Consider the following 12,293-nt stretch of genomic DNA (forward strand, 5'->3'; position numbering starts at 1 on the left):
CAGGCTCTTCGACGGCCTACCCGTCAACTCGCGCCCGCCGCGCGCGCTACGGTGGACCGGCCCGCCCGACCTCCTCGGCAGGCGGAGCAGCGGGCTGCCGGAGTACGCGGCGGCCCCGGCACATGCGGTCAGGCACGAGGCAGCGCACGGCACGAGGTGGGGGCACAGCAGCACCATGGCACAGGGCACGGTCCAGGTGACGCACACCGGCACATCGCGATGGCGGCGCCGTACGGGCGAATACGCTTCCCTCACCGCCGCCCTGGAGGCCGCAGCGGAGGGTGACATCCTCACCGTCGCCCCCGGTACGTATCGGGAGAACCTCGTCATCAGCCGTGCCGTGACACTGCGCGGTCCCGAGGGCTCCGCCGGCTCCGTGCGCATCGCACCGGCCGACGGGGTGCCCCTGACCGTCCGCGCCTCCGCCGTCGTCCAGGACCTCCATGTGGAGGGCCAGGACTCGGCCGCCCCCGCGGTGCTCGTGGAGGAGGGGGCGCCCGAGCTCACGGATGTGCGCATCGTGACCCGGTCGGCGGCCGGCATGGAGGTCCGGGGCGCGGCCAGGCCGACGGTGCGCCGCTGCACCGTCGACAATCCGGCCGGTGTGGGCATCGCCGTACTCGACGGCGCCGGTGGCGTGTTCGAGGAGTGCGAGGTCGTCTCGGCCGGGCAGTCCGCGGTCTCGGTGCGCGACGGCGCGCACCCCCGCTTCGAACGCTCCCGGGTGCACCACGCCTCGGGCGCGGGCCTCAGCGTGACCGGGGAGGGGAGCAGCCTGGAGGCGGTGGGCTGCGAGGTGTACGAGATCAAGGGCAGCGGTGTGCAGGTCACCTCGCGCGGCACCGCCCATCTCACCGACTGCACGGTGCACCGCACGTCCGCCGACGGCGTCACGCTGGACACCGACGCGGTGCTGACGCTCGCCGACTGCGACATCCACGACATCCCGGAGAACGCGGTCGATCTGCGGTCCCGTTCGGTGCTCACCCTGACCCGCTCCACCGTGCGCAGGTTCGGCCGTAACGGCCTCTCGGTCTGGGACCCGGGGACCCGGGTCGACGCCAACCAGTGCGAGATCCACGACAGCACGGGCGACTACCCTGCGGTCTGGGTCAGCGACGGGGCCACCGTGATACTCGACTCGTGCCGCGTCCACGACGTGCCCGACGCGCTGTTCGTCCTCGACCGCGGATCACGCGCCGACGTCGTGGACAGCGATCTTTCCCAGATCCGCAACACGGCGGTCTCGGTGAGCGACGGAGCGACCGCCCAGCTCGACGACTGCCGTATCCGTGAGGCGTCGACCGGGGCATGGTTCCGTGACCACGGCAGTGGCGGCACGCTGAACAACTGCACCATCGACGCGGCGCAGACCGGTGTGATCGTCACCAAGGGCGCCGACCCGACCATCGAGCGCTGCACGGTCACCTCACCTGCGGAGGCCGGTTTCTACGTCTCCGCCGAGGGGCGCGGCACCTTCGACAGCTGCCGGGTGACGGGGAGCGAGGGCTACGGCTTCCATGTGATGGACGGCTGCCGCTCCACCCTGACGCGCTGCCGTACCGAGCGGTGCGCGCGCGGGGGGTACGAGTTCCCCGAGGGCTCCGCCCATGGCGACGGGCAGACGGGCGGCCCGGTGGCCACGGACTGCACCAGCGACGAGAGCGGTCTGCGCGGTGCCACTCCCCCGGCCCCGGCGGTCCTGACGGCGACCCAGAGCACACCCGGCCTGCTCGGGTCGATGCCCGGGCAGCGGACGGCCGAACCGGCTGCCGTGGTGCCGGCTCCCGCCGAGCCGGTGCGGGACTCCGGCGCCGTCCTCGGTGAGCTCGACGCCCTGGTGGGCCTGGACAGCGTCAAGCGTGAGGTCCGGGCGCTGACCGACATGATCGAGGTGGGCCGCCGCCGCAAGCTGGCCGGCCTGAAGGCGGCATCGGTCCGCCGCCACCTGGTCTTCACCGGCTCCCCCGGTACGGGCAAGACGACGGTGGCCCGGCTGTACGGAGAGATCCTGGCCTCTCTGGGCGTGCTGGAGCACGGCCATCTCGTGGAGGTGTCCCGGGTCGACCTGGTCGGCGAGCACATCGGGTCGACGGCCATCCGTACGCAGGAGGCCTTCGACCGGGCGCGTGGCGGGGTGCTGTTCGTCGACGAGGCGTACGCCCTGTCGCCCGAGGACTCCGGACGCGACTTCGGCCGGGAGGCCATCGACACCCTCGTGAAGCTGATGGAGGACCACCGGGACGCCGTGGTGGTGATCGTCGCCGGATACACCCACGAGATGGAGCGCTTCCTCACCGTCAACCCCGGGGTCGCTTCGCGTTTCTCCCGGACCATCACCTTCAGCGACTACGTGCCCGAGGAGCTGCTCAGGATCGTGGAGCAGCAGAGCGAGGAGCACGAGTACAGCTTGGCGGAGGGGACCGGGGAGGCGCTGCTCACGTACTTCACCGCGCTGCCCAAGGGCCCCGCCTTCGGTAACGGCCGGACGGCCCGCCAGACCTTCGAGTCGATGGTCGAACGCCACGCGGGCCGCGTCGCCCAGCTCACGGAGCCGAGCACGGACGACCTGACCATGCTCTACCCCGAGGACCTCCCCGCGCTGCCCTGAGTCCCGCCTGCGGCCCTCCGGGTGCTCCTCTCCGTCTGCTGCGGCACGACGGGCCCGAGCCGTTCCAGGAGCGCGGCACGCTCCACGGCGAAGACCGGGTCGGCCTGGTAGTCCGAGTGGCCCAGGACGGGTTCGGGGAGAGGGAGTTCGGGGGTCCGGCCGTAGACCAGGGGATCCTTCAGCGGCCCTCGGTCGACTTCGGGGCCGTCGCCTTCGTCGATCCGCACGGGCCCGCCGATCGGGTCCGTCGCACGCCAGAGGTTGCGCCAGCAGTGCACCGACCGGTGCAGCCCGTACAGCGCGGCGGGCCCGAAGTACGCGGGGAACCACCGCCCGTACAGCCGCTCGATGGGAGAGCCGTAGGTGAGCAGCGCGACCCTGCGCCGGGCCGCGTCGGGCAGCTGCCAGACGGCGGCGGCGGCGAGCACACTGCCCTGGGAATGGCCCGAGATGACGAGCCGGCCGCGGGTGCGTCCCGTCCAGGCGCACATGCGTGACGAGAGGTCCGGAACGGCCCGTTCGGCGTAGCAGGGCGGCGCGAAGGGGTGGGCGGCGCGCGGCCAGAAGGTGCCCACGTCCCAGAGGATGCCGATGGTGCGCCGCGTGGAGGCGTCGCGGTAGGCGCGGCGGCCACAGGTGACCAGGACGATCACACCGACCCCTATGAGCCAGGATCCAGTCGCCTGGGCCGCCTCGGCGAACGCCTCGACGAAGGGGGCCGCGTCGTCCATCGCGAGGCCGGGGACATCGCCGGTGAGCCAGGAACCCGTCACCGCCGCGGCGCCGAGGAACAGGGTGGCGCCGGAGAGCAGTCCGAGGATCCCCGGAGCCGAGTCGGTGAGGGCGGCGGCGGCCCTGATGCGTGCGATCTGCCCGGTGCGGCCGGGCTCCGGGTGCTCCTCCTCGTACTCCGCCTCGACGACGGGGCCCAGGCGCCGGGCGCGCCGCGCGGTGCGTGCTCCCAGCCAGACCAGGGGCACGATGAGGAGCAGCAGCAGGACGGGGATGACGGACGCCTGCCAGCTGAGGAGGACGGGCGGGCCCGGTATGGCGGAACCGGCGCCCATACCGGGCGTCCCGGGCCCGTCGAGCCAGTCGGCGACCCGCTGGGAGATTCCGCCGGACATCACACCGCCGAGGGCGCAGGCCAGCATGGCGACGGCAGGGCCCCCGAGCCCGTGCAGGGTGGTGCGGGACTCGGGTGCGCTCCGGTACAGACGCAGGGCCACGACGGCCAGGACGACGACGAGCAGCCCCTGGCCGAGCGTGAGGACGCGGAAGGCCGTCTCACCGGGCAGGGCGCCCGAGGACTCCCAGCCGGGACGGGCCCAGCCCGCGTACACCACGGCGACGGCCAGCAGAACCAGTGCGGCGCCGGGCAGGTAGGTGGTCACGGCGCGGTCGAGGAGGGTGTCGACGCGGCGCTCGCTGCGCCCCCGGTGGCAGACCACCGCGACGACCACGAGTGCGCACAGGACGAGCGTTGCCTCGAAGAGGACGCCGATCGCCTCCGGTACGGGCCCGCCCGTGGTCCTGTCGTGCCGCGCCGCGGCCATGCCCACGGTGGCGGCGACCGTGAGGAATCCCGCCGCGGTGTGCGCGGCGCGCAGCCGGGCCACCAGCCTGCGGCCGTACCAGAAGCCGGGCCTGCCGAGGGCCGGGCGGGCCCTCGGCGCTCCGGGCGGGGCCGGCTCGTCCTCCTCGTCGTCCGGCTGCGGGCCGTCCGGCTCGTCCCAGGTCAGGGGGCGCTGAGCTTCGTAGGCGCTCCAGGTGCGGTGGGAGAGGTACCAGAGCAGTCCCACCAGGGCGACGGGCACGAGCGCGGCGACGGACAGCCTGCGGCCCGGCTGGGAGAACCATCCGTCCTGTCCCGCGGACAGGAAGCCGAGCCAGGACCGCTGGTCCGCGCATCCGGCGGTGCCCGCGCACTGCCAGGCCACGAGGTCGAGTGCCACCTCACAGACGGCGGCCGTCAGCAGCACGGTGAGACTGAGGGCGACCAGCCTGACGACCACCCCGTACAACCGGACCGTGCCGGAAAGCCCTCGTGCGGTGGGCCGCATCCAGTGGGCGAGGTTGACCACCATGAAGGGGAGCAGGAGCAGCCACAGGGCGCGGGAACCGTTGCCCGAGGTGAGGTTGGACCAGCAGTAGGCCTCGGCGACGGGGCCTTCCCGGTGCCGTTCGGGGTCCTGCTCGGCCTCCACGTCCTCGGTACGCCGGTAGATCGCGGCCGTGGCGTCACCGGTGATCCTGGTCGTACGCGGGTCGCCGAGCATCTCCTGCGGAGTGGCGCCGCCGACGCCGTGGACGAGGAGTTCCAGCGCGGTGCCGCCGCCGTGTGCGGACTGAGGGGCAGGGGGCAATTCGGTGACTCGCTCTCTGGTCCCTCCGGTTCGCGGCCGGCGGGAGGGGGACGGCTGGTTCCGATCTGATGCGCAGTCACCACCATCCCGGAAGGGAGGCACCCACCGCACCGACTTGCACCGAATCTCCCCAGTGGGATGACCGGCGGGCGTGCGTGGGAGGATGAGGCCGTCCCGCAGGGCAGCTGCGGGACCGTGCGGACAGAGCGAAGGGCCGGGCCGGCGTTGAGCGAGAATCAGAACCTGCTCGCCGAACAGCGGCGCGCGCTCATCCTCGACGACGTGCGCAAGCGCGGTGGTGTCCGGGTCAACGAGCTGACGCGCAAGCTGAGCGTCTCCGACATGACCATCCGCCGTGACCTGGACGCGCTGGCGCGCCAGGGAGTCATCGAGAAGGTGCACGGCGGGGCCGTCCCGGTCGTCGAGGCGAGCACGCACGAGCCCGGCTTCGAGGCCAAGTCGACCCTGGAGCTCAGCGCCAAGGAGGACATCGCCCGTGCCGCCGCCGTGATGGCGGTGCCCGGCAGCGCCATCGCCCTCTCGGGCGGTACGACCACGTTCGCGCTGGCCCGGCACCTCGTCGACGTGCCGGGGCTGACAGTGGTGACGAACTCGGTGCGGGTCGCGGACGTGTTCCACTCCTCGCAGCGTCCGACGGCGCCGGGCGGGGGAAGGTCGGCGGCGGCCACGGTGGTGCTCACCGGCGGGGTCCGCACGCCGTCGGACTCGCTCGTCGGGCCGGTGGCGGACCGCGCGATCAGCTCGCTCCACTTCGACGTCCTGTTCATCGGGGTGCACGGGATCTCGGTGGAGGCCGGTCTCTCCACCCCCAATCTCGCCGAGGCCGAGACGAACCGCCGTTTCGTGCGGGCCGCCCGCCGGGTCGTGGTCGTCGCCGACCACACCAAGTGGGGGACGGTGGGGCTCAGTTCCTTCGCGACGCTCGACGAGGTGGACGCCTTCGTCACGGACGCCGGCCTGCCGGACGAGGCCCGCGAGGAGATGGAGGAGCATCTGCCGGGCCTGGTGGTGGCGGGCGGTTCCCCGGACGCCTGAGGGCCCTCCCGCCCTCCTGGGAGCACCCGTCGCAGCTCGGCCACGCGCGGTCCCGTGCGTCATCGCACGACGACCTCCTGCGTCCGCGTACCGGCGCCGGCCCCGGCCCCGGCCCCGGCCCCGGCCTCAGGAGACCTGACCGATCCGTTCCGCCAGAGCGACGATGATCCCCGAGGGGCCCCGGAGGTTGCAGAGTCGGTAGGCATCCTCGTAGCGCGCCACCTCGCCGAGGAGTTCGGCGCCGTGGCGGCGCAGACGGGCGATCGTGTCGTCGAGGTCGTCGACGGCGAACATGACACGGTGCAGGCCCAGGGTGTGCGGCGGCGGGTCGAGCGGTGCGGCGGTGGCCGCCGCGGGGGCGTGGAACTTCGTCAGCTCCAGCTTGCCGTGGCCGTCCGGGGTGCGCATCATCGCGATGGCGCTGCGGACCCCGTCGAGGCCGAGCATCCGGTCCGCCACGGCCCCCTCGATCCGCGCTTCGCCTTCCAGCTCCATCCCGAGCGCGGTGAAGAACGCGACGGCGGCCTCCAGGTCGTCGACGACGACGGCTACGTTGTCCATCCGCTGAATCGTCACGGGGTGCTCCTGTTCGTCACGCGGACCGTTCTGGCCACTCGTACCCCTGGGACGGAGCCGGTGCCGCATTCTCGACACCCGCGAGGGACGGAATCCAGCATGTTCCCTCCGGCGCGGCGCGGGTGACCGCCCGGACGGCGAAAACCGAGGCCTCCTGGAGAGCCGCTCCGATACGGTCGCCCCGGAGGTGCACCGTGTCCTGGCCGTCCGTCGTCGTGCTCGCCCCCGCGGAGCTGGGTTCCTCGTTCGAGGAGCCGATACGCGCTCTCGGCGTCTTCCCGGATCCCGCGACGGGCGCCGAGCGCCTGCACTGGCGGGAGTACTCGTACTACCTGGACCTCACGGGCGGGATCCTGTCGGACTTCGAGCAGGAGGAACTGGACCAGATCACGGCCCTGATCGGTGAACCCCGCGGGTTCTACGTGTCGGGGCAGTCCATGGAGGCGATCCGTGCCCTCCTCGGGCACCTGTTGCCCGGCTTCCGCGGGCTGGTCGACACCGACCACGGCGACCTGCTGCCCGCCGAGGAGTTCCTCGCCCTCCTCGGCCGGTTTCCGCGATGGGACTGGCGCCGCGTACCGAGGAAGGACATCGAGCGGGAAGGCACGAGCGACCCTGGGTGACGAGGGCGGTCCGGGGGAAGCCTGCGCGGGCCGGGGGCGTGGGTGGACGCGCCCGGCGCAGTCGGGGAGCCGGTCGCCCGCTCCCCGCTCTCGGTCCGCACAGCTGTCCGTCCGTTCCGCTCCGCGGCCCGCGGGCGCCGGACGTCCTAGGATCGGTGCGTGGCCGTATTCCGCATCGAGCGCTTCACGCCCCTGCCCGCCGCCGAGGCGTGGCGACGGGTGACCGACTGGGAGCGGCACGGCGCCTCCGTTCCGTTCACCTCGGTCACCGTCCCCACGGGCCTGCCCACCCGGGCCGGGACGGTCTTCGTGGCGCGGACAGGCCTCGGGCCTCTGGGCTTCGACGACCCGATGGAGGTCGTACGATGGACGCCGCCCGCCGCGGGGCGCGCGGGGCTCTGCCGCCTGGAGAAGCGGGGTTCGGTGGTGCGGGGCCGCGCCTCGATCGAGGTCTGCCCGACCGGTTCGGGCTCGCACGTGATCTGGGTGGAGGAGATCCGGGTCGCGCTGCTGCCCCGCTGGGGCGATCCGGTGGTGGCGAGCGCCGGGCGCCGGGTCTTCGGCAGGGTACTGAGCGCCCTGCTGGAGGGGTAGGTTCGGTACGGGCCGTCCCGGACCGTGGGGCGGCCGTCCATGACATGCGTCCGAAGGTGCCGTGCCGCGTAGAACACCGGATTCACTTCGGTCGCGCGAACGCGGCCGGGGAAGCCCCTGGGTGCGGTATCGCGATGTCCCGGGTCTGTCGGGAGCGGCGAACGCCGCCGTCCGCGCGCTCGAACGGGAGCGCTTGTCCCCGGGCCTCGTGGCAGTGGCGCTGAGCGTGTGGTCCGTACGCGCCCACGGCGGCAAACGCCCGTGGAGGCGATGGGAAGCTGAGTTCACCTGTTCGTGCTGCGGTGCTGGATGGGCCCGGGACACGCTGCACGACGCCCTGTTCATGCTGCCGCCGAGGGCCGCGCACGAACTACGGGTGCAGGTGGAGCGCCTGGACACGGTGCTCCTGGAAAGAACGCATCACGAACCGGCGGCAGACCCCGAGTTGCCGTGGTGGCACCGCAGATGCTGACTGCACCCGCGTGGCCCGTCGCTTCGTCGGCCAGGGGACCGCGATCACCGGTGCGCGACCCGGTGGGCCGGGCATCCGCAAGCCGGACCGGCCGCCTCGGGATCACCTGCGCATCCCGCCCCTTCGCCCGTGAGCCGGACAGTGGGGCACTCGGCCGCCCCGGCCGGGCGACCGCCCGGACATCGCCTGGGCCCCGCAGGACCCAGGCCAGGAAGGCCTGGACCCTCCCGGCCAGGGCTCGGATCACCCGGCGGCCACAGTGGTCACGGCCACGTCCCGGTGGCCAGGAATCGGTCGATCGTGTCGTTGTACGGCCGGATGTCCAGGCCCTGTGCGCTCAGCCACTCGTCGGAGTAGTACTTGTCGAGATAGCGGTCGCCCGGGTCGCAGAAGAGCGCCACCACGCTGCCGGTGGTGCCCCGCTCCACCATCTCGGCGACGAGCCTGAACGCACTCCAGAGGCCGGTGCCGGTCGAGCCCCCCGCCTTGCGGCCGATGGCGCGCTCCAGCACCCGTACGGCGGCGACACTGGCCGCGTCGGGCACCTTCATCATCCGGTCGATGGCCCCGGGCACGAAGCTCGGCTCCATCCGCGGCCTGCCGATGCCTTCGATGCGCGAGCCGCAGTCGCTGGTCGCCTGCGGGTCGTTCCGGACCCAGCCGTCGAAGAAGCAGGAGTTCTCGGGGTCGGGCACGCAGATGCGGGTGTCGTGCTGCATGTAGCGGACGTAGCGGCCGATGGTCGCGGAGGTGCCCCCGGTGCCGGCGGTCGCGACGATCCAGGTGGGTTCCGGGTACCGTTCCAGCCTCAGCTGCTGGTAGATGGACTCGGCGATGTTGTTGTTGCCCCGCCAGTCGGTGGCGCGCTCGGCATAGGTGAACTGGTCCATGTAGTGGCCGCCGGTCTCGGCCGCCAGGGCCGCCGACTCCTCGTACAGACGGCGCGAGTCGTCGACGAAATGACATCGGCCGCCGTGGAATTCGATCAGTCGGCACTTCTCGCGACTGGTGGTCCGGGGCATCACGGCGATGAACGGCACGCCGATCAGCTTCGCGAAGTACGCCTCGGAGACCGCCGTGGAGCCGCTGGACGCCTCGATGACCGGCTTGCCCGGACGGATCCAGCCGTTGCAGAGCCCGTACAGGAAGAGCGAACGGGCCAGCCGGTGCTTGAGACTGCCGGTGAGGTGCGTCGACTCGTCCTTCAGATAGAGGTCGATGCCCCAGCGGTCGGGCAGCGGGAAGCGCAGGAGATGCGTGTCCGCCGAACGGTTCGCGTCCGCCTGGACCTTGCGTACGGCTTCCTTGAGCCACGCGCGGTAGTCGGGATCGCTGCGGTCGATGTCCAGGGTTTCCGTGACGCCGCCCGTAGATCTGTTCTCACTGGTGTCCATCGGCGGTCTCCTTCGGGTGACGGCGTGCTCCTGGGACTCCACGATATTCCCCTCACCTGCGCAAACGTTTCCTTTGGCCTGTCATAGCCTTCCCTTGGCCCACTCCTCCCGGCCCTCCGGACGCCCGGTGCGGGAAGCCGGACAGAAACGGTCCCCAGGCGGCCTGGTGCGCGCGCCCCGTCCGGGGCAGACTTGCAGAAGCCGGCACAAGGGGGGCGAAGTCGTCATGGCCGAGACGGAATTCAGCGCGACCGAATACGGGACGGCGGATTTCAGCGCGAGCGACGTCAGGATCCGGCGGTGGGCGCGCTCGCTCACCAGAGCCGGGCAAGTGATCGTCAAGGACGGCCGGATCGTGCTGCTGACGAGCAACGGCCGTGAGATCGCCAGCGCCCCGGTGTCGGCGGTGAGCGCGGGCAAGCCGTGGTTCCTGGCCTCCGACTCGGCGATCGCGCGCATCAACGGGGTGCGGTACCGGCTGACCATGGGCCAGCGCAACCGCAGACCGGGTGGCGCCGTGCCGGTCCGGCGGTTCCTGGCCGCGCTGCGGGGTGCGGCAGGGCGGCGCGGCTGACGCTGTGGTCCGGCGCGGACACCGCGAGTTGCGGACGTCAACCCCCTGGGTCACTCTGGTCACACGTCACTGATGGTGCACCGGCGGTGACAGCGAGAGCCGCCTCGCCGGGACCCACACAGGGCGGACCACGCATGACCAGAAACAGCAGCGAGCCATCTGCTGGATCCGTTCCTTCGTCTTCTTCCGGACCTATTTCGGGGAGTCGCAGCCGTGATCAGCGAGCCAAGCAGGCACTGCGCGGTGGAGCTCCAGGCCCTGCCGTCGCGGATCGGTCAGGTCCGCAGAATCATCTCGGCGCAACTGCGCTACTGGCATCTCGATCCTCTGATCGATCCGGCAGCACTGGGTGTCACCGAACTGCTGACCAACGTCCACCGGCATGCAGAGCCGGACAAATCGTGCACCGTCGAGATCGAGCTGCTGCTCGACCGGCTGACGGTCTCCGTCCACGACCATGACCCCCGGCTGCCGACCGTGTGCGATGCCGATGCGTCCGCCACTTCGGGGCGCGGACTGGCGATGATCGCCGCGGTCAGCGAGAGCTGGGGCGTACGACCGAGTAACGGCACGGGTAAGGCCGTCTGGTTCACCTTGTCCGCGCCGTCCTTCACCAGCGCCCTCCCTCCTCTCCCGGTGTACGGGTCCACGACCGACGGGCCGTTCGACTCCGGGCCCAGCATCCTCATGGAACCGGTCGCGGTGCGGACCCGGGCCAGATCGGCCGTGGTCGGCTGACGCCCACGGAGCGGTACCGGCGCCCGGATGCGTCCGGAGCGCCGGCCCGGGCCACCGGATGCACGGGAGCGCGTCGATCGCCGAGATCGACGCGCTCCCGCCGTGGTGCGTCCGACGCCGATTCGCCGGGCCCTCGGCCCGGCCGGCGTCACGCCGGGCCGTCCTTGTCGTAGCGGCCGTAGGGCTCGTCCAGGACGGAGAGCCTGCGCCAGTACTCGTCCTCGTCGATCTCCCCCGCGGCGAACCGCCGCCCCAGGAGGTCGATCGGCGACCGCTCGCCGGCCGGAGCACCTCCGCGCATGCCCTGCGGCTGCCGCCAGGGGGCACGGCGCTGGCGCGGGGCGGTGTGCCGCAGCAGCGTCACGACGCCGATGGCGACGGCCGCCCAGGCAAGTGGGAAGAAGAGGATCCAGGGCCCGGGCCCTCCGGTCTGTGCCAGGGTGTGCATCTCGGTCAGCTCCTCGGTCAGGGTTCGTGTGTTCGCCTCATCTACGAGCCTGTCTCGGCGCGTCGGCAGAAACGTCGTACGGGCGGCGGCAGCGCGCGTACACCGGCAGGAGTAGGTGACGCGCCGAGGCTGCTCCGCCGCAACGCGGCCACGGCCCTGGATTCTGTACCTACTGGTATGTACAGTCGCGGCATGAGTACTCCGGACCGGCTGATCGAGGCCACCCAGGAGCTCCTGTGGGAGCGCGGCTATGTCGGCACCAGTCCCAAGGCGATCCAGCAGCGGGCAGGGGCGGGCCAGGGCAGCATGTATCACCACTTCGCCGGCAAACCCGACCTGGCGCTCGCGGCGGTGGTCCGCACGTCCGCCGGTATGCGGGAGACCGCCGGGCAGCTGCTGGACGGTCCCGGCACGGCGTTCGACCGGATCTCGGCGTACTTGCTGCGCGAACGCGACGTGCTGAAGGGCTGCCCGGTGGGACGACTGACGATGGATCCCGACGTGGTGGCGAGCGAGGCGCTGCGCGCACCGGTCGAGGAGACGCTCGGCTGGCTGCGCGGACGGCTCGCCGAGATCGTCCAGGAGGGTCTGGACGAAGGGGAGTTCACTCCGGGCATCGTTCCCGACGAGATCGCCGCGGCCGTCGTGGCGACCGTCCAGGGCGGCTACGTCCTGGCGCGTGCCTCCGGCTCGACCGCCGCCTTCGACGCCGGGGTGCGAGGTCTGCTCTCCCTGCTGGTCCGGCACACGGATCCGGCCTGAATCGCGCCCGCGCCAGGGACCCGAGCAGTCACCCGAGCCACGCGGCGGTCCGGGGCCGCCGCGCACCGCAACCACCTCC

The 12,293-nt window shown here is 72.1% G+C and carries 11 protein-coding genes; 7 read left to right on the forward strand and 4 right to left on the reverse strand.

The genetic code is table 11. From position 1 onward, the window contains the following. Nucleotides 1–175 precede the first annotated feature (175 nt). Complete coding sequence (locus tag ACFY8O_RS27275; protein ID WP_387906791.1) at nt 176–2,611, forward strand: right-handed parallel beta-helix repeat-containing protein; 2,436 nt, start codon at nt 176–178, stop codon at nt 2,609–2,611. Here ACFY8O_RS27275 and ACFY8O_RS27280 read toward each other — a convergent pair. Continuing rightward, a complete protein-coding gene (locus ACFY8O_RS27280) occupies nt 2,581–4,890 on the reverse strand; it encodes a hypothetical protein (RefSeq protein ID WP_387907331.1) in 2,310 nt (769 codons plus the stop codon). The genes ACFY8O_RS27275 and ACFY8O_RS27280 overlap by 31 nt on opposite strands. 312 nt (nt 4,891–5,202) lie before the next feature. Between ACFY8O_RS27280 and ACFY8O_RS27285 the strand changes: the two genes are divergently transcribed. Further along, nucleotides 5,203–6,033 carry a DeoR/GlpR family DNA-binding transcription regulator gene (locus ACFY8O_RS27285; RefSeq protein WP_387906794.1) on the forward strand — a complete coding sequence of 277 codons (831 nt, stop codon included), beginning with the start codon at nt 5,203–5,205 and terminating at the stop codon, nt 6,031–6,033. 126 nt (nt 6,034–6,159) lie between these two features. Here the strand turns inward: ACFY8O_RS27285 and ACFY8O_RS27290 are convergent, their stop codons facing one another. Next, nucleotides 6,160–6,594, reverse strand: coding sequence for a VOC family protein (locus ACFY8O_RS27290; protein ID WP_387907334.1), 435 nt, complete (start codon nt 6,592–6,594; stop codon nt 6,160–6,162). Nucleotides 6,595–6,803: 209 nt separating this feature from the next. Between ACFY8O_RS27290 and ACFY8O_RS27295 the strand changes: the two genes are divergently transcribed. Together ACFY8O_RS27295 and ACFY8O_RS27300 are read left to right on the forward strand one after the other, a co-directional pair. Next, nucleotides 6,804–7,232: a hypothetical protein gene (locus ACFY8O_RS27295; protein WP_387906797.1), complete on the forward strand. Its 429-nt coding sequence runs from the start codon at nt 6,804–6,806 to the stop codon at nt 7,230–7,232. A 159-nt stretch (nt 7,233–7,391) separates the two neighbouring features. Beyond that, nucleotides 7,392–7,826, forward strand: a complete 435-nt coding sequence (locus tag ACFY8O_RS27300; protein ID WP_387906800.1) for an SRPBCC family protein — start codon at nt 7,392–7,394, stop codon at nt 7,824–7,826. A gap of 735 nt (nt 7,827–8,561) precedes the next feature. Here the strand turns inward: ACFY8O_RS27300 and ACFY8O_RS27305 are convergent. Then, a complete protein-coding gene (locus tag ACFY8O_RS27305; RefSeq protein WP_387906802.1) occupies nt 8,562–9,692 on the reverse strand; it encodes a PLP-dependent cysteine synthase family protein in 1,131 nt (376 codons plus the stop codon). 226 nt (nt 9,693–9,918) lie between these two features. Here ACFY8O_RS27305 and ACFY8O_RS27310 point away from each other — a divergent pair, with 226 nt between their 5' ends. Together ACFY8O_RS27310 and ACFY8O_RS27315 are read left to right on the forward strand one after the other, a co-directional pair. Beyond that, nucleotides 9,919–10,266 carry a hypothetical protein gene (locus tag ACFY8O_RS27310; RefSeq protein WP_387906805.1) on the forward strand — a complete coding sequence of 116 codons (348 nt, stop codon included), beginning with the start codon at nt 9,919–9,921 and terminating at the stop codon, nt 10,264–10,266. Between the two features lie 213 nt (nt 10,267–10,479). Beyond that, the gene (locus ACFY8O_RS27315) at nt 10,480–11,004 is read left to right on the forward strand and encodes an ATP-binding protein (RefSeq protein ID WP_145810118.1); all 525 of its coding nucleotides are present in this window, start codon (nt 10,480–10,482) and stop codon (nt 11,002–11,004) included. A 148-nt stretch (nt 11,005–11,152) separates the two neighbouring features. On the opposite strand, the gene ACFY8O_RS27320 is transcribed toward ACFY8O_RS27315, so the two are convergent. Further along, on the reverse strand, nt 11,153–11,452 hold the full coding sequence (locus ACFY8O_RS27320; RefSeq protein ID WP_387906808.1) for an SHOCT domain-containing protein: 300 nt from the start codon (nt 11,450–11,452) through the stop codon (nt 11,153–11,155). Nucleotides 11,453–11,644: 192 nt separating this feature from the next. Between ACFY8O_RS27320 and ACFY8O_RS27325 the strand changes: the two genes are divergently transcribed. Then, a complete protein-coding gene (locus tag ACFY8O_RS27325; RefSeq protein ID WP_387906810.1) occupies nt 11,645–12,214 on the forward strand; it encodes a TetR/AcrR family transcriptional regulator in 570 nt (189 codons plus the stop codon). Nucleotides 12,215–12,293: the final 79 nt, after the last annotated feature.

Origin of the sequence: Streptomyces argenteolus (genome assembly GCF_042902585.1) — a bacterium.
Classification (GTDB): Bacteria; Actinomycetota; Actinomycetes; order Streptomycetales; family Streptomycetaceae; genus Streptomyces; species Streptomyces argenteolus.